We start from the raw sequence: 21,583 nt of genomic DNA, 5'->3' as shown, positions 1-21,583 counted from the left end.
CGCGAATGGACTTTCAAATTCCGACAGAGGCGTTCCGTCCGGAACCAGGTACGGTTATGGAAATGACGGGCGAGAGCGGGTTTCGAATCCAAACGTCGCCGAATGGCGGCGGTTTGCAGTTGGATGCGGCGGTCTGTCCCGCTAATGTGTGGGAGGACTATGCGTATTTGGCTGCAGACGTCTACCATGAGTCTCATGACGTACTCGTCTTATTGTTCACGTTCGAGGATGCATCCGGCAGATGGATTACCGTTCATTACGGCATATTGCCGCGGGTAACAACGAGAATAGCGCTGCCGTTGTCGGCGCTGAACGGCGAGAAGCTGTTCCTCGATCGTTCGCCGGGCGTTATGCAATCAGTACTGCGCGGGGATGCATTCGTCGACCGAAACCGAATCGTGCGATTCGCGTTATCGACGATTGCATCCGTTACGCCGCGAATGGTGGAAGTATCCGGTTTAACGTTGCGCCATGCCGTAGAGCCGATTGCATATGAACCTTCGCCTTATATCGATGAACTGGGGCAACTGCTGGGTAAGGAATGGGAAGGGAAGATGCAAAATGAAGAGCAGCTTATTCGCGCGTTAAGAGAAGAATGGGAAACATCGCAATCAAGCGAGGAATCCGCGCTTCGCACGAATCTTTCGCCTTACGGCGGTTGGAAGGAACTGCGATTCGAAGCATCCGGATTTTTCCGAACGGAGCATGACGGAGAGCGGTGGTGGTTCGTCGATCCGGAGGGCTATGCTTTGTTCAGCACAGGCATGGACTGCATCCATCCAGCGGAAACTGCTCGTCTCGAAGGCATGGAGCCTCTCGTTCCGGAGCTTCCTGCACGAGAGGGGGAGTTCCGCGACGCTTGGTCCAGCCGCGGGTACAGCTTCGGTATCGCCAATTTGATTCGCGCATTCGGCGCGCAGTGGCGGGACAGATGGACGGACCTGACGGAATACCGGATGAAATCGTGGGGAATGAATACGATTGGCAACTGGTCGAGCGCCGAGTATATTCGCAGCTCGGAGCTGCCTTACGTGTATCCAATGGAAGGCTTCCCTTCGACGGCGAAGACGATATTCCGAGACTTCCCGGATGTATTCGATCCGGAGTACGATGCCAATGCGGCGCTGTTCTCTAATCAGTTAATTGGAATGCGGGACGATCGCCGGCTTATCGGGTACTTCATGCGGAACGAGCCGCAGTGGGCGTTCGTTGATGGGTTAAATCTAACTGAGCAAATGCTCAGAACGCCCGATCGATACGCTTCCAAAATACGGTTCGTAGAAGGCTTGAAGGAGAAATACAATGCATCTGTCGCTGCATTGAACACGGCATGGGGCAGCAGCTTCGGGAATTTCGAGCAGTTGTACGACGGCGTAAACATGGACTCGTTGCCTGAAAGCGCTGATCGCAATGCGGATTTCGCGGCATTTAATCGCCTAATGATTCGGCGATACGTGGAAGTGCCGGCCAAGTATTGCAAGGAAGTTGATCCGCATCATTTGAATCTTGGCATGCGATATGCTTGGGTAGGAAGCGACGATATATTGGAAGGGTGCGAGGCGTTCGACGTGTTCTCGATTAATTGCTATCAATTCGAACCGGATCGGGCGTTCATCGAGCGTATCGGCAGTAAGCTGAATAAGCCGCTTATGATCGGCGAATTCCACTTCGGCGCGGCGGATGCCGGCATGTTGGCATACGGCATTCGCGCCGTGCCTACACAGGATGATCGGGGGCTGGCGTATCAGTATTTCGTCGAGCAGGCTGCATCCATACCAGAGTTGATCGGCGTTCATTATTTCCAGTTGAACGATCAAGCCGTGCTAGGCCGCTTCGACGGCGAGAACTATCAGATCGGCGCCGTGGACGGCTGTCAGCAGCCGTATCGCCCATTCGTAGAAGCGATGCAGCGGACGCATGAGAGGATGTACGATATACGAGTTGGCCAAATGTCTCCTAGCTCGGTCTGTCCGAAAGAAATACCGAAAACGGGTTTCTAATGTATTAGACGGGATTTGTGCAATTTGCTCATTCACCTAGACAAAGGCTCGCAGCCTCTTCGCTGCGGGTCTTTTCTCACGAATTAAATAAAAGCTTTACGTCTTCAATCATGCTCTTATAATTAGACATAACAAGGAAACGTGCTTATGTATTTGATAGCGTTTACATTTTCGAGGTTTAAACGGAGCTTTAAGAGGGAGGAGTGGAAGTTGGGATACCAACCCCTGCGACTTATTTGGCTAATCGTTGCCATGGCTATGATCACAGGCTGCGCTGCGCATTCTGCTAACGGCTATGAAGTCGTATACACGCTGGAATCGCACTCTCGCCCGGCTGCCATTGAACCTGAAGACCAACACGATTCAGGCCTTCATAGGATTGCGATGGTAGGAAGGAATAACGGACCTTATTTCGCCAATGCCGAAGAAGGGGCTAGGGAGGCAGCAACGCAACTAAATGTAGAGGTAACGTTCGATCATCCAGAGCCGCCAACTGTGCAGCAGCAGATTGAAGTTGTCGAGCAGTTAATAAAGAAGGAAGTTGATGTCATCGCGATCTCAGCCATAGACCCGGAGAAGCTTATTCCCGTCCTTGTGAAAGCTCAGAATCATGGAATAAGGGTAGTGACATGGGATGCGGATACGATGCTGAAGGGCCGGGAGTTCTTCGTCAATCAAGTTGACACAGAAGCACTGGGCAGACATCTGATGGATAATATGGCACAGGCAATGGGAGAGACAGGGAAGTTTGTTGTCCTTAGCGGAACGCATAACGATGCGAAATCCACTGAGCTCCTCAAGTGGATTGAAGCGCAAGCTGACGAGTACTATCCCGATATGAAGCTTGAGCTTGTAAAGGTTGCTGCAGACCTCAAGGATGTGCTGACTAGCAAGTCTGACATCGGAGGCGTTATCGATCTTTATTCGATGGACGAAGCGGCTGCAGCGGAGGCGGTTAAGCAAGCGGGCCAAGCCGGCAATGTGAAAGTAACCGGACTTTATTCACCGTCAGTGATTAGCAAATACTTGCGGGACGGCTCAGTGCAGGCAGCGACGTTATGGAGTCCCAAGAAGCTGGGTTATGTTACGGTAGCGCTAGCCAATGGTTTGGCAAGCGGTATATATCCGACAGACGGTCAGGAAGTTCCAGGTGTCGGTACTATACGGATGCTCGGCAATACGGTCATTATGGATGAGCCGATTGATTTTACCCGGGAGAATGTGAATCAATATGATTTTTAATAGGATGAGGAAGTTTCGAATTCGCGAGCTGAGATTAAGCTCCAAGCTGCTAATCACTTACATGCTGCTGACAGTCGTGCCTATTGCGCTGATCGGATTGTTTTCGTATTCGCATTATGCCAAGTCGGTCCAAGATCCGCTTGGTGAATATATGCCTAAGTTTTTGAATCAGGCGAACCATGATATCGAACAGCATATTCAGCAGCTCAGCGGACTTTCGGAATGGATATCGGACTCCGAGCAAGCACTTGCGATACTGAGGCGCGAGGATAAATCGGACAGGGCGCTGCTGGAAAGAGACACCGCCTATATGAATGATTACTTGAGCCAAACGTACGTGAACGGCAGCAACCCCGATGTGCTCGGCGTGTACGTGCTCTCGGGCGATCAACTCTATTATAGCTCCAAATGGGTATTTCAAGAGCAGGATTGGAAATGGCAGCTTAGGCGCTATAGCGGATCTGAACCGACGCAGTGGCAGGGGAGGCTTATTCAGCAGGAGGAAGTGAAGCTTCACTTTGCCAATAAAATACCGTACGTCATGCTTAAGAAGCAGCTGTTCGATACCGATAATCGCAAAATGTTAGGAAGCATGTTCATTGCCATCGACCTTTCGTTTATCGACCGCATCTTCCGCAACATCGAAAGCGATGAAGAAGGCGAAGGCAAGATGTGGCTGATGAACGAATCGGGATTGATCGTCTATCATACGAATCCAGCTATGATCGGAATGGTGGATACGAATAAGAAGTCCTATCCGCTGCTGAACGGAAGCTTCCGAACGAAAGGTTCGGACACTCCTTCATTAATTAGTCTCAATCAGTCCTCACGCGGGCTTATACTAGCGCACAGTCTTCCGGTAAAGAAGCTGACGAGCGGGGTGGACGCGATTCATAAGCGGAACGCCGTACTCCTGCTCAGTATTTTCCTGCTTACGGCGGTCGTCTTCGTCTATTTCTCGTGGAAGTTCATCCAGCCGCTTAAACGGCTTAGCAGCATGATGAAGAACGTGGAGATGGGCAAGTTCCAGGTCAATTACGAATTGCAAAGCAGGGACGAGATCGGCACGCTCGCAACGAGCCTGAACTCAATGATCACGACGATCCGGGATTTGATACAAAAAAACTACCAAATCGAAATTCGCCAAAAAGAAGCGGAATTGTACGCGCTGCAATCGCAGATCAATCCCCACTTTATGTACAATACGCTGGAAACGATCGGCATGGCCGTGGAAGAGGGCGAGACCGAAGCGGTTGTCGATATGGTTACGCTGCTTGGCCGCATGCTGCGCTTCTCCGTCAGCAACCTAAGCAGATCGGTCACGATTGCGGAAGAAGTGCAGCATGTGAAGGATTATTTGACGATTCAGAAGTTCCGCTTCGAGGATCGGCTGGCCTTCGAGATCGTCGAGCAGCGCGCAGGAGATTTGCAGAACCTGTATTCGCCCAAGTTCATCCTTCAGCCGGTTGTTGAGAATGCGATCAAGCACGGGCTGGAAAAACGCAGAAAGCTCGAAATCCAAATTTCGATCGGACAGGAATTCGGCGCGCAGTCGGGCAATGTGGAAATGGTATTCCGCATTCGAGATAATGGGCCGGGCATATCGGCAGAGCGCCTCATGGAGCTGGAGAAGCTGCTGAAGAACGAATCGTTCCAGCACAAGAGCTCGCAATTCGGCTTAAGCAATGTGAATGCGAGAATCAAGATGATGCATGGTTCGGAACACGGTCTGCAAATGCATAGTATAGAAGGGCTTGGAACAGAAATCATCATCCGTATACCGATGAACACGCAGCCTTATGAGAACGGTCAGAATGAGCTTCCGGGGTGAGAGATGAACGATGAGAACGATCAGAACGTTAATTGTGGATGACGAGCCCCGCATTCGGAGGGGGATCGAGCGCCATGTCCAGTCTCTCGGGGAAGGCTGGGAGGTCGTAGCGACGGCGGGGGACGGCCGTGAGGCGCTGCAGCTTCTGCAGGAGCATGAAGGCGGGGTCGATCTGTTAATTACCGACGTGAAGATGCCGGAGATGGACGGCCTTACCTTAATCAAGGAAGCGAAGAAGTTATACCCGATCTATCCGATCCTCATAAGCGGCTTCGACGACTTCATTTACTTGCAGACCGCCCTGCGGGAAGGGGCTCTCGACTATATATTGAAGCCGCTCGACCGGGAGCAGTTCCGCAACCGGATGCTGGAGCTGCGCGACATTATTACACGGGATCGCTATCATGCCTTGACAAGAGGCGAGCTGGAGCGGGATACGGAAAAGCTGGCGAAGACACGTCAAATTCAGACCTTAAGCTATATTACGTCGGCGGATATTAACATGACGAATCTGGGCTGTTGGGTGGATGAGTTCCCGAGCGGTCAATATATTCTTCTGCTGGTCCGTCTGGACGCGCTGCCTGTCAAGACGAGAACGTATACGACCAGTGACTGGAAAGCGTACTTCTATGCGCTCGAAAATATTATTTCGGAGGTCGTTGAGACGGAGCTGGCTCATTCCGGTCGAACAGGCTGGTGTTACTTCGGCGGGGAATCAGACTTTTGGGTGCTCGTTCAGGGCGAGCAGTCGGATGTTGCGATAGAGGCAACGGCCAACCAGTTGGCAGAGCAAATACGAACCTCGATTCGATCGTACACTCCCTTCACGGTATCGATCGCTTATGGTCAGACCATCGAGGAGCTTTATCTTCTTCCGGAGGCTAAGCGCCAATCACTCGCGCGTATAAACTACCGTTATGTGTATGGCGGCAACCAAATATTCCATTCGATCGAACGGTCCGAGGAAGGCGATGCCGATCAGCATGGGAAGGAAGCGGCCATTCTCTCTCAGAAGCTGAAGCGGGCGGTCGATCAAGCGAACGAGGCTGAAGCGTTGAAGGCTTGCAAGCAATTTTTTGAACAGGTAGAGATGATGGAGAGTCCTTCCCGTATCCAGGCGGCTGTGCTCCATGCGGTTATATTGATTCATTCGGCCCTGCTGGAGAATACGAGGGGCTTGCCCGATTCGTCAGCGATTATGGATGAGATTCAGATGGTTAAGAGAGCCGCAAGCCTTCATGAACTGAAGTCTTGCACCTGGCATTTGGCCGAGTCGGTCATTCATGACATCATCAAGTCGCGACAGACAAGCAACGTCAAGGTGATCGATCAAGCTAAGCGTTGGATCACTAATCATGTTGCTGAGGATATTACGATAAAAAAAATCGCTGATCACGTCTATATGAATCCGACTTACTTCAGTGAATATTTCAAGATGCAGACCGGAGAGACGGTGCTCGATTTTCTCACGCGGCTTCGTATTGATCATGCGAAAGAGCTGCTGCGGGACACGCGGCTTAAGCTGCATGATATTAGCGGCAGAGTAGGCTATCAAGACGTCAAATATTTCAGCAAGCTGTTCAAGCAGAAGCTAGGGATGACGCCATCCCAATATAGAGAATCTACCAATGATGAACCGAAGGGAGCAGGCAAAGATGACGACGAGCAATAAATTCGCATGGACATGGAAGATCAAGGAGGAATGTCTGGAGGAATACGTGAGGATGCATCTGGACCCTTGGCCGGAAATCATGAGCGAGCATTCCCGAGCAGGCATACGCAATTATTCGATCTTCCAGAACGGCAATCAGTTCTTCTATTGCTTTGAATGCGACGATGTGGAAGAGGCGTTCCGGCTCATCGCGGAGAGCGAGGCATGCAATCGCTGGAACGCGATTACGTCGACGATGGTCGAGGGATCATTCGACTTCCATGAGGCAGAGCCGATCAAGCCGATGAGAGAAGTATTTTACTTGAAATAAGCGATAGCAGCCAGCAGAACCAAAGACGGGCCGATGCCTGACTTTGGTTCTATTTAATTTATAGGAAGTAAGGCGACATCCGATTCACCTTGGTTAACGAATCTAGAACATCTTATTTGCGAATTTAAACGGTTATTTGCCTTCTAACGAATCCAGCAAACCTTATTTAACCAAAATGAAGCGTAACGGCAAGGATTAGGTTGGAATAAGAATCGCTCGATTCGTAATGAACCGTTTTAGAGAGAGAAACAGTAAATATCGCTTTTATAATTCGTTACGTGGAATAAAAATCACAACTAAGCACTAAATAGAACCCGAATCCTCTCCCCCCAACCCGAGCATTGTCACCTTATGACCTTCCTTTGTTGCTGATAAGATGTAGCCATAAGGGCCGGAGTGCCAAGCGTAAAGACAGACATAAGGGGGTAAGCCGGGGATGGCGAATACAGAATATGTACTTGAACTGAGTGGAATTACGAAAGTATTTCCTGGGGTTAAGGCGCTTAATGACGTTTATTTCAAGCTGAGACCGGGTGAAATTCACGCCTTAATGGGGGAGAACGGAGCGGGCAAGTCAACGTTCATCAAAGTGATAACCGGCGTCTATTCGCCTGACGGCGGCGAGATGTACTTAGACGGTGAGAAGGTGGAGTTTCACCACCCGACGGATGCGCAGAAACGGGGAATCGCAGCTATCTATCAGCATGTTACATGTTACCCTGATCTGAGCGTCACCGAAAATATATTCATGGGTCACGAGAGGGTACAGCGAGGAACGGGCCGTATCCTATGGAAGGAAATGCATGAGGAAGCGGGTCTGCTGCTGGGGGAGCTTGGCGCAGCCTTCAGTCCTAAGACGATGATGGGCGCGCTTAGCGTTGCGGAGCAGCAGATTGTCGAGATAGCGAAGGCGCTGTCGGTGGATGCGAAGATTATTATAATGGACGAACCGACTGCGGCGTTGACCAAGAATGAGAGCGAAGAGCTATACCGGATAACGGAGCGCCTGCGGGATAAGGGCGCAGCCATTATTTTCATCTCGCATCGGTTCGAGGATATGTACCGTCTTGCCAGCAAAGTGACGGTATTCCGGGATGCCAAATATATCGGCACATGGAATGTCGATGAAATTTCGAATCATGACTTAATTATCGCTATGGTAGGCAGAGAGATTTCGCAGTTGTTCCCGAAGAAGGAAGCCGTACTCGGCGAAGAGCTGCTGCGCGTGGAGGGACTTGGGAGAACCGGCTATTACGCTGACGTATCCTTTGCGCTTCGCCGGGGAGAAATACTCGGCTTGACGGGGCTCGTCGGCGCAGGGAGAACGGAAGTATGCCAAGCGCTATTCGGGATCGAGAAGCATGACAAAGGCAACATCCAGTACAAAGGAAAGCCGCTGCAGCTTCGAAATCCGCGCGAAGCCATGCGCCACGGCATCGGCTATTTGCCGGAGGATCGGCAGAAGCAAGGGCTCGTCCTGCAATGGGGGATCGGACGCAATGTATCGCTGCCGACGCTTGAGAAGTTCGCCGCTCAAGGTGCGATTAACTTCCGCAAGGAGCTGGAGTCTGCGAAGCGCTTGGCAGAGAAGGTGAACGTCAAGGCGAAGAGCGTGTTCGATCTGGTCAGCTCGCTATCGGGAGGCAATCAGCAGAAGGTCGTATTCGCCAAGTTATTGAATGCCGAACTGGACGTGCTCATCCTTGATGAACCGACCAAAGGGGTCGATGTAGGGGCGAAGTCGGCAATCTACGAAATGATCAGCGATCTCGCATGCTCGGGTTACGGGGTCATCCTTGTATCGTCCGAAATGCCGGAAATCATCGGCATGTGCGATCGGGTAGCAGTGATGCGAGAAGGACGCATTACAGCTATGCTTGACCGCGAGGGCTTGACGCAGGAGGCCATTCTGTCGGCCTCGATGGACGGAACAGCGGACGAGGAGGCGAGCGCATGAAACCAATAACACAACCTGCCGCCCCCATTGCTGAAACCCATCCTGAGAAAACATCTGTAAGCGCTATGATTGCGAAGTTCAGGGAGCTAGGTCTGCTCCTCTTCATCATTCTGATGTCGCTTGGCGTACAGCTTCGTAATCCAAGCTTCCTCACTTGGGAGAACATCAATGACATTGCAACGAATACGGCCATTCTCGCTATTCTGTCCGTAGGCATGATGCTCGTCATCATTACGCGCGGAATCGACCTTTCAATAGGCGCAACGCTTGCCTTATCGGGCATGGTTGCCGCGCTTACGGTTAAGCAAATGCCGGATATGCATCCAGCGCTCGTATTAGCAATCGGTATTGGAGTTGGGCTCTTATGCGGCATGGTGCTAGGTTTCCTAGTAGCGTGGGTTAATATCCTTCCGATTATCGCGACGCTCGGAATGATGAACGTATTCCGCGGTTTAACCTTCGAGACGAGCGGAGGCAAGTGGGTCAGTGCCCATCAAATGCCTGCCAGCTTCAAGGAGATCGCTACAGGAAGCTTGCTTGGCATCAATAACCTCATAGCCATAGCCATTGTCATCTATATCGCCGCTTACTATTTTGTAAGCTACACGCGGACGGGAAGAAGAATTTATGCGATCGGGAGCAACCCCGATTCGGCAATGATAAGCGGCATTCGTACGGGACGAATTCTGTGGCTCGTCTACACGATCATGGGCGGGCTCTCCGGACTTGCCGGCGTTCTCTGGGTATCCAAGTTCGCATCGGCGCAGGGCGATACGGCTTCGGGCTATGAGCTCAGCGTCATTGCGGCATGTGTGCTTGGCGGTGTCAGCATCGCTGGAGGCGTCGGCAAAATATCGGGCATTATCCTTGGATCGATATTGCTTGGCATTCTGAATAACGCGATGCCGATGATCAACATCTCTCCCTTCTGGCAAATGTTCATACAAGGGTCGATCATCCTGATCGCCGTATTGATCAACGCCATGGTAAAGCGCGGGCTTGACCGAAATAACCTGATGAGGAGGAAAATCTAGCGATGGAACCTCGAGTGATTGCCGGCAAAAAAGATTTTTCTCTGAAGGGTTTTTTCCTCCAATGGGAGTGGTTGCTTGTTCTGATCATAATAGCGGTGTTCATTATGAACATGAATCTATCGGAATATTTCCTGGACTATAACAATCTGCGCGACGCGACGATGGGTTTTCTGGATAAAGCGTTCATCGTGCTGCCGATGGTGTTCATTATTTTAATGGGAGATATCGATATTTCCGTCGGATCGATCGTGGCGTTGTCGTCGGTTATTATGGCCGATCTGTACAACCACGGCGTTCCGATGGAGCTGGCCGTACTGATTTGTCTCGCTGTCGGCGCGCTCTGCGGCTGGGTTAACGGCATGCTGATCGTCAGGTTCAAGGAGCTCTCTTCGGTTATTGTCACGCTCGCAACGATGATTATTTATCGCGGCATCGCCTATATTTTGCTCGAAGACCAGGCGTCGGGCAGCTTCCCGTCATGGTTCAAGTTTCTTGGCTGGGACTATATCGGCGGCATCCCGTTCATCCTTATTGCGTTTGCTGCAGCCGTTATTATATTCGCTTATTTGCTGCACAAGACAACGTTCGGCAGGAAAGTATACGCCATTGGCAACAATCCGACGGCCGCGCTGTATTCCGGCGTTCCCGTAGACCGAATCAAGGTTATCGTATTCACCTTGGCCGGACTAATGGCTGCTGTTACTGCCTTGTTCCTTACCTCCCGAATGGGCAGTACTCGCCCTAACATTGCAACAGGCTATGAGCTTGAAGTTATTGCGATGGTTGTACTCGGAGGGATAAGCACGGCTGGAGGCAAAGGAAGGCTGATCGGCGCGATACTTGCCGTGTTCCTGATCGGCTTCCTTCGTTACGGGCTCGGTCTTGTCAACGTATCGGCCCAGTCGCTGCTCATTATTTTAGGCTTATTGTTAATCGTCGCGGTTGCCATTCCGCAATTGAAGACGCGCGTCGGCGCCAGCAGCAAGACGACTTGATCCGCGATACGATTCGGCTATTGCAGCCGATTGTATATATAATAAGAGTAGAAAAAGGGAGGAAACAAATGTGAAAAAGGCATTATCCATCATCGTGGCTACCGTAATGTTAATGACTCTTATCGCAGCATGCAGCAACAACTCCGGGGAAGGCTCTTCGAATGGCGAGGGTGAAGGCGCAGGGGGCAAACAGAAATATGCCATTATATTCAAAAATACGGGCAACCCCTACGGCGAGAAGGAAATGGATGGCTACAAGAAAGCGATCGAAGAGCTTGGCTACGAAGCGATCTTGAAGGCGCCTGATCAGCCGACTGCCGAAGCGCAGATTACGATGATCGATGAGCTTATTTCGCAGAAAGTGAATTCCATTGCAATTGTCGGCAACGATCCCGATGCGCTTCAGCCAGCGCTGGAGAAAGCGATGAAAGCCGGCATTAAAGTGCTGTCGCTCGACTCCGCGGTCAATGCGAAAAGCCGTCTCGTCCATGTCAATCAAGCCGATCCGGAACGTATTGGCCGCACGCTCATTCAAGGTGTCGTAGAGATGATCGGCGGTTCAGGCGAGATCGCGATTCTTAGCGCAACATCGCAAGCAACGAACCAGAATACTTGGATCGAATGGATGAAGAAGGAACTGGAAGATCCGAAGTACGCGGATGTTAAGCTTGTGAAGGTAGCTTACGGCGACGACCTGCGCGATAAGAGCGTATCCGAGACGGAAGCGCTGCTGAAGTCGTACCCGAACCTGAAGGGCATTATTGCACCGACGACGGTTGGTATCGCGGCAGCAGGCAAAGTGCTTACGGACAAAGGATTGAAAGGCAAGGTACAGCTAACGGGTCTTGGGCTGCCGAGCGAGATGGCGGAATACATTGAGACGGGCATCTGCCAATGGATGTACCTGTGGAATCCGATCGATGTAGGTTATTTGGCAGGCTATGCAGCAGACGGACTTGTTAATGGCAAAATTACGGGCAAAGTAGGAGAGAAAGTAAGCGCGGGTACGCTTGGCGAGAAAGAGATCGTACAAGACGGCGACGGCACGCAAATTATGCTTGGCGATCCGTTCAAATTCGATGCAAGCAATATCGCGGAATGGAAAACCGTTTATTAATAGGAGTATCAAAGTGAACGATATACTTTCCTATATTTCAAAGAACAGGCTGCAGAGGCAGCCTGTTTTTTTTCATGCTGGGAAGTCTAAGGTGCGTGTAATTGCATTTCGTCGAACTAATATAGTAAGGTTGCCGACAAGGTCGCATTTAGTTGCGTTTCGTCAAACTAATCAGCCTTATTGAACCCAGGAAGCTAAAACCGCCTCATTAGTTTCCTGAAATCAAACTAAATGAGGTGATATATGCGAAAACGATGTATTAGTTGATCAAAATGCAACTATCGAACGGTGTCCGACGTTGATACCCGCTGGCGGGCTACATTCCCACGCAAATTCATCAAATCTGCTTGCGAAAAAATGGTTTCCTCAGCGTACATGATCTGCTATGATAGGATGGCAACGACTTATTAAATGCGTTTAATAAGTGTCGTGATAGAAGGCGGTGATCCTTATGAACGAGTTGCTCGCGACTCCAGAAGAGACGAAAAAAACGATTTTGCGCGGAATACGCTCCACGTTGTTGGCGCTTGGAAGTGCCACGAAAGCAGAGCTGAGCGACAAGCTGCGATTAAGCTTTCCGACCATCAGCAAGTTTCTGACCCAGATGGAGCGGGACGGGGAGCTGCTGGCCGTCGGTCTTGACGATTCCAGCGGCGGAAGAAGAGCGCAGCGATATGCGTACAATCCGGAGCATATGCTTGGGCTGGCGATTTTTCTAGAGCGAACAGAGACGAACTACATGATCTTTAATTGTATAGGGGAAGTGAAGGAACAAGGGCAAACGTCGAGCTTCCTGCTTGATAATATCGAGAGTCTGACTCTCCGGATCGAGGAGATCGTGCGCAGCGAGCCGCGAATAAAGTCACTGTCCATCGGCGTGCCGGCTTCGGTTCGGAATGGTCGGCTTATCTATATTCCCGGCTATGCGCAGTTCCAAGATTTTGATCTGAAAAAGCATTTCGAGGATCGTTTATCCATCCCGGTCGTCGTAGAGAACGATATGAACGCGGCTGTGCTTGGTTACAACGACACTCGGGGAGTGAAGGATGATGGCTCCTCCTTGGTCTACTTGTACCTTGGCAACAACGGCCCCGGTGCCGGTATTATGATGAATGGCGCACTGGTGCGTGGCAGCTCCTATTTCTCAGGGGAAGTATCCTTTGTACCTCAGTATGATAAAAGCAACTTCCTGCAAGCTTTGGATAAGGGAAGCGGCTTGGAGACGGAAGAAGAGCGAGAAACAGCAAGAGTAGATGCGATTAGTCGGCTTGTTGCGGCGTTCTCGGCGATTCTTAACCCGCATGCGTTTATTTTCTGCGATGACGAAGTAAATGAAGCGATGATTAGCCGCATTGCGGCAAGCAGCGCGGCATTTATTCCAGCAGAGCATCTCCCTAAGCTCGCGGCAAGCGATTGGCGGCAAGATTATTTGTACGGCTTGCAGCACTTAGGACTTGATCTTATGATTTCCAGAACTAAAGGATAATAGATAACAGGAGAAGAAAACATTATGGCAACGATATTTTTGATTATTATATATTTGGCTTTCATCAGCTTGGGACTGCCTGATTCCTTGCTCGGCGCTTCTTGGCCGATTATGCAGAAGGACTTTGGAGCGCCGCTTGAAACGGCAGGCGTCATTTTTATGGTTATAGCGGCATGCACGATCGTGTCCAGCCTTATAAGCGGGACGGTGCTGCGACGATTCGGAACGGGCAAAGTAACGCTTGTCAGCTGTATTATGACGGCTGGCGCACTGCTTGGCTTCGCCGTATCTCCATCGCTTGTATGGTTAATGCTGTGCGCGATACCGCTCGGAATAGGCGGAGGTTCGGTAGATGCCGGGCTGAACAACTACGTGGCAGCCCATTATAAGGCTCATCATATGAGCTGGCTGCATTGCTTTTGGGGAGTAGGAGCAACGCTTGGGCCGATCATTATGGCTCCCTTTATCGCTGGGCAGAATGAATGGAGACAAGGGTACTTTATGGTTGCGGGCATTCAATTTGTACTCGTAATCATCCTCTTTGTCACATTGCCATTGTGGAAACGCGCAGGCAAAGACGGCCTTGAAGCGTCTCATGAAGAGGCAGAACATGCAATGGCGGAGGAGAATGAAGAAGGCGAAGCTCCCGTTAAGCCGCTGCAGGTAAAGGGAGTGAAGCTGGGACTGCTTTCCTTCCTGTTTTATTGCGCAGTGGAATCAACGATGGGTCTATGGGGAGCCAGCTTTTTAGTTAATGTGAAGGACATGACCGCGGCATCTGCGGCGCAATGGGTTTCTTTGTTTTACGCAGGCATCACGATTGGCAGGTTTATAACCGGCTTCATCACGTTCAAGATAAGTAACCGCATGCTCATCCGGGTAGGGCAGGCAGCCGCTGTAATCGGTGCGGCGCTCATGTTCCTGCCGCTTCCGACGATGTTCTCGCTTGCGGGATTTATGATCGTAGGCCTCGGTCTTGCGCCGATCTATCCATGCATGCTGCACGAGACGCCTGAACGGTTCGGGAAGAAAAATTCCCAGACGATTATGGGCTACCAAATGGCCGTAGCTTATACGGGAAGCACCTTTATGCCGCCGCTGCTCGGGTTTCTGGCCGCTTTCGCGACAATCGGCATTTTCCCAGCGTATATCGTCATTTGCGCTCTAGCGATGCTGTTATTCTCGGAGCGGCTGAACGTTATGCTGAAGAAGAAACGCCACACTAGAGCGAATAACCGCAATAGTATCACCACGTAGGCATGAAACATAATTTGTCGCTAAGTCGTCTTTGAATGCAGGGGGTGGCTTCATGTTGAAATTCAGAACGATAAGTATCGTTGTTCTTCTATGGTCAGCTTTGACCGTCGCGGGCTGTGCATCGAATCATAATGAATCGATCTTGCCATCGGATGAGCCGAAGCCGAAGCAGGCAGAGGACAATCGGGCGATCGAAGGAACGAGTGTTACAACGAAGATCGTGGCAAGCGAGAAGGTGCTGCCTGCGGACTTTAATGAGGCTTCATTCAGAAGGGAAATCGCGCCGCACTACGAATATATGGCGACGAAATCAACAGATGAAACGCAATATGAGAAGGCGTGGAGCTACTATAGGTTCGAAGAGAAGCAGCCAGAAGTGAACCATGAGCAAAACGATACCTACTTCATCGGCGTTCACGAATCGGGAACTTGTCCATACGAGACAGGCGAGGTTTCGCTTCGCGCAGACGGACAGGCGCTCGTTGTCATGCTCGTTGGAACAGGGAGCTATTGCACCGCCGATGCAAGGCCAAGGACGTTCGTGATCGAGCTTAATAAGGAGCAATCGAAGGCTATCAGAGAAGTCGTCATTATCGAGAGCGATACCGAGACGATCGTTCCGTTATCTGACGTGCTATAGGTACGAGATTGTTGGCTCGGCTAACATACGGTACTGCCCCGGCGTGATACCGATCTCGCGTTTGAACAAGCTGCAAAATTGAGCATCGGTAGAAAATCCGCATTCCATCGCGATGACCGACACCTGAAGCGGGGAATGGTGCAGCAACGTCTTCGCACGCTCCAGCCTGCGCAGCAAAATATATTGAGTCGGCGAGACGCCAAGCTTCTCCTTGAAGAGATGGCGGAAGCGGTCATAGCTATAGCCGTATTGCGCGGCCAGCGACTGCAGATCGATCTTCTGCAGTGAATATTCATCCATGTACGCTTGCGCGTAACGGATAATATCTCCGCGATCATCCGTTTCCTCGGAAGGGTGCGTGCGGAATAGCTCTATGAATAGCTCGGAAGCTATCGTATTTAACATCTGCTTATACATGCTTCTTTTGTTTTGAAGCTCAAAGTCGAGTTTATGAAGCAAGTGAAGGATGGGCCTCGACGGCGCATCACGATAGACTCCCTCAACGAGCGGCGGCGAATCGCTGCTAATAAGACCGGTGAACATCACATGCAGTTGAGACGTTGCACGCTCCTCATGGACCGTGCAGGGAGCGATAATGGCGTAATCTCCGGAGGAGAAGCTATATTCCTCTTGTCCAATCCTCGTTGTCCCATGCCCGTTCACATAATAAACAATTTCGTAACAGGGATGGTAATGCGGTCCGATAAACTCTTGCTTGGCCCGTATAGCCCGGTAAAAAAAATCAAACGACACTGTCATAGATCGTTTCTCCCATCTCCGTACGAATTAGCCAATTCGTGATAGATCGTAACCTGTTAATACTACTGCCGTTGCCCAAATATTCGTAGAATGAGATCAGTATACCATAGCTGGATGGGATCGTTCATGATACGAATGGAGGTTGCAATGATGCAAAAAAAATTCCCTGACTTATCTACGGAACAACGCGTACGGAAGCTCGAATGGCCAAGCGGCAAGGTGAAAATGGTGCTCGACACCGACACGTTCAACGAGATCGACGACCAATTCGCGGTCATCTATTCCTTGCTGTCGCCTGAACGGATACAATTGCAAGCGCTTTATGCCGCTCCGTTCTATAATGACCTGTCCACGGGACCGAAGGACGGCATGGAGAAGAGCTATCATGAAATCATACGCATCTTGAAGTTGATGGACCGTGAAGATGTACCCGTATATCGGGGTTCGGAGAGCTATCTTCCGGAGTCATATACCCCTGTTATCAGCGACGCGGCAAATGATCTTGTCCGTCGTGCGATGGCTTGCGACCCGAGTGATCCGCTCTACGTCGTGGGTATCGGGGCGATATCGAATATCGCTAGCGCGATTTTGCTAGAGCCGTCCATCATCGAAAGAATCGTTGTCGTCTGGCTTGGCGGACATGCGCTGGAATGGCCGGATACGAGAGAGTTCAACCTGCAGCAGGACTTGCATGCATCCAGAATCGTATTCGATTGCGGCGTTCCGCTCGTTGTCATACCATGTATGGGCGTTGCTTCCAACTTGCGGACGACGCTATCGGAGGTGCGGGATTATGTAAGACCGTCCGGTTCAGTCGGCGAGTACCTCTACGAAACCTATCGCAATTGCAAGGAAGATCACTACGGCTACTCGAGGGTGATTTGGGATATTTCCGTCGTCGCTTGGCTTGTTCAACCCGAGTGGGTTCCATCGCACTTGATTCAGAGTCCTCGCATATCGGACGACTATCGCTGGAGTTTCGATACGACAAGGCATTTGATCCGCTACGCCTCCTATATCGATCGCGATGCCGTGTTCAGCGATTTGTTCAGGAAGCTGGAGCTGGCCAGCCGGAAATGAGAGAAAGGGCGGTACAGGGTGCTTACCTGTACCGCCCTTTTTCGATGGTCTAGTATCGTTACGTACGAACCGGCTGCTTCTCGATTGCAGCCACAGTGGCATTAATACGGCGGATGAGCTCGGGATCGAATTTATGCTGACGCTCGTAAGTGAGAAGGCCGTTAACTTCCTGCTCGACATCATAAAGCTGCGTATAGCAAAAAGCGCAAATATAAGGGTTTTCCAACAGTGCCAGCGTCAAGCCTTCATAACGGCTAAGGAATTCCTCCTCCGTACGCGGACGGTTGCCATAGCCCCAGCTCTTCTGATCGGTCTGACCCGGATTCCACCATATGCCGCCGTACTCGCTAACGAAGTAAGGCTGGCCATCGTATTTCTGGCGATCCGGGAAGGTGACATACCGGTCTCCGCCGCTTCGCATCGTTTCGTAATGTTTGGCAAATTCGACTGGATCCTGATCATAGTCATGAACGTCGAATATATCGGTAACGACATGGAAGTTGCCGCTTGTATCAATAACCGGCCGGGTAGCATCCAGCGACTTCGTCACTTGATAAGTGATGCGAAGCACCTCGTCGTTTTGGCGTGTTCCCTGCGGACCATCCCATGTTTCATTGAACGGGCACCAGCCCACGAGAGCGGGACTGTTATAGTCGCGTTTAACAATTTCAATCCACTCCGGCAAAAATTGCTGCAGCCCCTTTGCCGTAGAAATATCAAGTCCCCAGTTCGCATGCTCGCCCCATACGATGTAACCCAATTGGTCGGCCCAATACAAGAAGCGCGCTTCAAATACTTTCTCGTGAAGGCGTGCGCCGTTAAAGCCCAGGCTCATGGACAATTCAATGTCTCTCTTCAAATGTTCATCCGTAGGAGCGGTATAAATCCCTTCCGGGTAAAAACCTTGGTCCAGCACCAAACGTTGGAATACAGGTTTGCCGTTAATGAGGATCGCGTTATTGTCCCATTTCACGGAGCGCAGACCGAAATAGCTTGTTACCGCATCGATTGTTTTGCCGTTATGCTGGATTGACAAGGTGAGATCGTAAAGGTTCGGTGAACCGATATCCCACAAATGGCTTTCCGACAGTTGTACCGTTAGGCGTCCTTGTTTGCCATTCACGACAGCAGACTGCCTGCCTACCGTTTGGCCGCCGAATTGCGCTTCCACGGCAAACGTGAGGCCATCGGCTCCAATGAATTCGCCTTCAACATGAAGCGCTTGATTGTCGGCGTCCGGAGTCAGCTTGAACGACTGAATATATTGCTGGGGCACTGACTCCAGCCACACAGTCTGCCAAATCCCCGTTGTTCTCGTATAGTCGCATCCATGCGAATGATACATGCTCGATTGCTTGCCGCGAGGCTGAAGTCCGGAACGCACATCGTCCTCTGCGCATACGGTCAATACGTTGATGCCGGCATGAAGCAGATGCGTGATCTCCAGCGAAAAGGAGGCGTAACCGCCGCGATGCGTGCCGGCGGACTTGCCGTTCACCCAAACCTCGGTTTCGTAGTCAACCGCTCCAAAATGCAGCAGGATGCGGTTGCCCTCCCATTCCGTTGGAACTTGGATTGCCTTGCGATACCAGACGGCAGGCATGAAGTCCTTGTTCTCAATGCCCGAAAGCTTGCTCTCCGGACAGAAAGGAACGATAATTTTGTCTTTTAACGCGGAAGCTTCGAACAGATTGCGATGTTTCCCGCTTTTGCCATGATCGATTTCAAATTCCCATTCGCCGTTCAAGTTCAGCCACTCGGAGCGGACCATCTGCGGACGCGGATATTCGGGTCGGGGTATGGAATAACTGGTTGCTGACATCATAATCCTCCTTAAAATAAATACTTAATTTAAAAGTTAATATAAAACTGCATATTAAATGGTTTCTACTTAAAAAGAGTATAAATAAACGATTGCATAGCTGTCAATCAGTAAAATTCAAGCGAATTCCGTCTATATGATTAACTTTAACGTTAATTTAAAGAAATCCGACTGAACACGCGCCGATTCTGCAAAAGAGCAATCTTATATTAAACCTTATTTGACGGCTGATGTAAATCGAAAAATAGGTAGGTATTCCCTGTAAACCCTTGAATTACTTGAAATGGCTTCACCTCAAGGGCGGCATAGGAGTATTTCTCCATTTCCTGACGATTAACGGATATATCCGTTGCCCAATGGACTTTGTAAACCCTTTCTTCATGAATTAAGATGGAAAAAGTTTATAGATGTGAAGGGGAGGGATTCGAATTAGTCCGGTTAAGCGTTACTTGGTTTGGGCCAAACCGTATTGGGGGACGATCGGTTTTATCATTCTGCTCGGCATCATTCAGTTTATCGCGCCGCTCTCTGCTCCGATTTATACGCAAATTTTAATCGATGACGTGCTCGCCGGAGAAGGCGGGGTGGGGCTCTATTCAATTATTGGCATCATGCTCGCAATTTTGTTGATCGGCGTAATCGTCAATTTCGGCAGACATTACTACTCGGCCATTCTTGGCAATCGGATGATGAAGGATCTTCGGGATCAGCTCTACTATCATCTGCAAAAGATGCCCGTAAGCTTCTACGACCAACGTCAGGTAGGCGGCATCTCCTCCAGAGTCATTCATGATATCGGTGGCGCGCAAAACTTGATTGGCGGAGGTATTATCAACCTCGTGCTCGATTTGTTAATGGTCCTTTTTGCAGGATTTCTACTATTTCGAATGAATGCCTTCCTGGCTATATTGTCTCTTGCCATCTTGCCTTTCTACTATTTGTCCTTTACGAATATGAATGTTCATATCCGTCTGGCATGGCGTTCCGTCCATAGACAGATGGAGCGCATATCGGGAACGCTTGTCGAGCGGATGGCGGGCGTTCGAATCGTGCAGGCGTTCAACGGCGAGCGGCAGGAACGGGAGCGGTTCGGCAAGCAAGGGAAGCAGCACTACAAGCTTACGTTGTCGGCCCATTTCTTCTCCAATGTATTAGGCAGACTTAGCGAGACCTTTGCCCATGTCGGCGGCGTTATGATCTGGCTTGTCGGCGGAAGCCTAGTGCTGGCCGGCAAAATGACGGCAGGCGAAATCATTGCTTTTCAGATGTTACTTGGCAATTTGTACGGTCCAATCCAGCGTTTCGCGGACGTGAACGTAACAATTCAGAACTCGATTACGAATATCGAGCGAATCTTCGAGGTGCTGGACGAGAAGCCCGCAATCGTAGAGTCGGAGAAGGCGCTGCCGATGCCGACTTGTGAGGGGCATGTCGTGTTCATTAACGCTTCTTACAACTATATGACCCGGAACGTTACTTTCCAGCAGCCGGGAGGCGGAACGAACAATCCGGATTTGATTGAGCGGGAACATGCGCCGAAACGATTTTTTTGGAAACCTACGAACGTGAATCCGCTCCCGCCGCAAATTTCATATGAAGAAAGGCAGGGCATAAAGGATATTACGTTCGAAGCGAAATCCGGCGAAGTGATTGCGCTTGTCGGACCGAGCGGAGCCGGCAAGTCGACGTTGATTAATTTGATCCCTAGATTCTATGACGCAACCGAAGGCGCAGTCATTATCGACGGCAACGATGTGCGTGACTACAAGCTGGACGATCTTCGCCGGCATATCGCTTTAGTGCTGCAGGACAATATTTTATTCTCCGGATCGATTAGGGAAAATCTTGTTTACGGCAGGCCTGAAGCGACCGAGGAAGAGGTTATTGCAGCTGCACTGGCAGCAAACGCCGATGCATTCATTCGAGAATTTCAAGATGGCTACGATACGATCATTGGCGAGAGAGGCATGCGCCTGTCGGGAGGACAGAAGCAAAGGCTGGCGATTGCGAGAGCCATTCTGAAGGATCCGAAAATATTGATTTTGGACGAAGCGACCTCCGCACTCGATTCGGAATCGGAAGCCATGGTGACGGAAGCGCTTGAGCGTCTGATGGAAGGAAGAACGACGTTCATCATCGCCCATCGGCTAGCAACCGTCGTACGCGCCAATCAAATACTCGTCATCGATCATGGCGAGATTGTACAGAGAGGCAGTCATCGCGCGCTGCTTCGCGAAGGCGGGCTCTACCGCAAGCTTTACGAGCAGCAGCTAAAGGCGATGAAGCCGGAAGAACTGACAGGTCTGGCTCAATAAACAAGATAGAAAGCCTGAAGGGTAAGCAGCCCTTCAGGCTTTTTTATTCATTGTCCCCATACACTA

The 21,583-nt window shown here is 50.6% G+C and carries 16 protein-coding genes; 14 read left to right on the top strand and 2 right to left on the bottom strand.

Annotated elements, in window-relative coordinates; all coding sequences use genetic code 11:
- The first annotated feature begins 5 nt into the window (after positions 1–5).
- The 12 genes from AC0YN0_RS25805 to AC0YN0_RS25750 all read left to right on the top strand — a co-directional run bounded on the left by AC0YN0_RS25805 (position 6) and on the right by AC0YN0_RS25750 (position 15,541).
- A complete protein-coding gene (locus AC0YN0_RS25805; protein ID WP_475823819.1) occupies positions 6–2,000 on the top strand; it encodes a hypothetical protein in 1,995 nt (664 codons plus the stop codon).
- Between the two features lie 210 nt (positions 2,001–2,210).
- Positions 2,211–3,242 carry a substrate-binding domain-containing protein gene (locus AC0YN0_RS25800; protein WP_475823818.1) on the top strand — a complete coding sequence of 344 codons (1,032 nt, stop codon included), beginning with the start codon at positions 2,211–2,213 and terminating at the stop codon, positions 3,240–3,242.
- Entirely contained in the window at positions 3,232–5,073 is a 1,842-nt protein-coding gene (locus AC0YN0_RS25795; RefSeq protein WP_475823817.1) for a cache domain-containing sensor histidine kinase, read from the top strand. Before AC0YN0_RS25800 ends, AC0YN0_RS25795 begins: the two co-directional genes overlap by 11 nt.
- A 10-nt stretch (positions 5,074–5,083) precedes the next feature.
- Positions 5,084–6,745, top strand: a complete 1,662-nt coding sequence (locus tag AC0YN0_RS25790) for a response regulator (protein ID WP_475823816.1) — start codon at positions 5,084–5,086, stop codon at positions 6,743–6,745.
- Positions 6,729–7,055, top strand: a complete 327-nt coding sequence (locus AC0YN0_RS25785) for an L-rhamnose mutarotase (protein ID WP_337098411.1) — start codon at positions 6,729–6,731, stop codon at positions 7,053–7,055. The genes AC0YN0_RS25790 and AC0YN0_RS25785 overlap by 17 nt, the downstream gene beginning before the upstream one ends.
- Before the next feature lie 436 nt (positions 7,056–7,491).
- Positions 7,492–9,012, top strand: coding sequence for a sugar ABC transporter ATP-binding protein (locus AC0YN0_RS25780; protein ID WP_475823815.1), 1,521 nt, complete (start codon positions 7,492–7,494; stop codon positions 9,010–9,012).
- A complete protein-coding gene (locus AC0YN0_RS25775) occupies positions 9,009–10,046 on the top strand; it encodes an ABC transporter permease (RefSeq protein WP_475823814.1) in 1,038 nt (345 codons plus the stop codon). The genes AC0YN0_RS25780 and AC0YN0_RS25775 overlap by 4 nt, the downstream gene beginning before the upstream one ends.
- Positions 10,047–10,048: 2 nt before the next feature.
- On the top strand, positions 10,049–11,041 hold the full coding sequence (locus AC0YN0_RS25770; RefSeq protein ID WP_475823813.1) for an ABC transporter permease: 993 nt from the start codon (positions 10,049–10,051) through the stop codon (positions 11,039–11,041).
- Positions 11,042–11,111: 70 nt separating this feature from the next.
- Positions 11,112–12,158 (top strand): rhamnose ABC transporter substrate-binding protein, encoded by a 1,047-nt coding sequence (gene rhaS / locus AC0YN0_RS25765; protein ID WP_475823812.1) that lies wholly within the window; start codon positions 11,112–11,114, stop codon positions 12,156–12,158.
- A gap of 451 nt (positions 12,159–12,609) precedes the next feature.
- Positions 12,610–13,644 (top strand): ROK family transcriptional regulator, encoded by a 1,035-nt coding sequence (locus tag AC0YN0_RS25760; protein ID WP_475823811.1) that lies wholly within the window; start codon positions 12,610–12,612, stop codon positions 13,642–13,644.
- Between the two features lie 24 nt (positions 13,645–13,668).
- Positions 13,669–14,901 carry an MFS transporter gene (locus tag AC0YN0_RS25755; protein ID WP_475823810.1) on the top strand — a complete coding sequence of 411 codons (1,233 nt, stop codon included), beginning with the start codon at positions 13,669–13,671 and terminating at the stop codon, positions 14,899–14,901.
- Between the two features lie 52 nt (positions 14,902–14,953).
- A complete protein-coding gene (locus AC0YN0_RS25750) occupies positions 14,954–15,541 on the top strand; it encodes a hypothetical protein (RefSeq protein ID WP_475823809.1) in 588 nt (195 codons plus the stop codon).
- Here the strand turns inward: AC0YN0_RS25750 and AC0YN0_RS25745 are convergent.
- Positions 15,536–16,300 carry a helix-turn-helix transcriptional regulator gene (locus tag AC0YN0_RS25745; protein ID WP_475823808.1) on the bottom strand — a complete coding sequence of 255 codons (765 nt, stop codon included), beginning with the start codon at positions 16,298–16,300 and terminating at the stop codon, positions 15,536–15,538. The two genes, AC0YN0_RS25750 and AC0YN0_RS25745, sit on opposite strands and share 6 nt — an antisense overlap.
- A gap of 147 nt (positions 16,301–16,447) precedes the next feature.
- Here AC0YN0_RS25745 and AC0YN0_RS25740 point away from each other — a divergent pair, with 147 nt between their 5' ends.
- Entirely contained in the window at positions 16,448–17,380 is a 933-nt protein-coding gene (locus AC0YN0_RS25740) for a nucleoside hydrolase (protein WP_475823807.1), read from the top strand.
- 58 nt (positions 17,381–17,438) lie between these two features.
- On the opposite strand, the gene AC0YN0_RS25735 is transcribed toward AC0YN0_RS25740, so the two are convergent.
- Positions 17,439–19,202 (bottom strand): glycoside hydrolase family 2 protein, encoded by a 1,764-nt coding sequence (locus AC0YN0_RS25735; protein ID WP_475823806.1) that lies wholly within the window; start codon positions 19,200–19,202, stop codon positions 17,439–17,441.
- 449 nt (positions 19,203–19,651) lie between these two features.
- Here AC0YN0_RS25735 and AC0YN0_RS25730 point away from each other — a divergent pair, with 449 nt between their 5' ends.
- The gene (locus tag AC0YN0_RS25730; protein WP_475823805.1) at positions 19,652–21,517 is read left to right on the top strand and encodes an ABC transporter ATP-binding protein; all 1,866 of its coding nucleotides are present in this window, start codon (positions 19,652–19,654) and stop codon (positions 21,515–21,517) included.
- The last annotated feature ends 66 nt before the right edge of the window (positions 21,518–21,583 follow it).

The organism is Paenibacillus sp. J22P218 (genome assembly GCF_056269195.1).
Note: the sequence above shows the minus strand (reverse complement) of the source record. Positions and strands in the feature narration are given on the sequence as shown.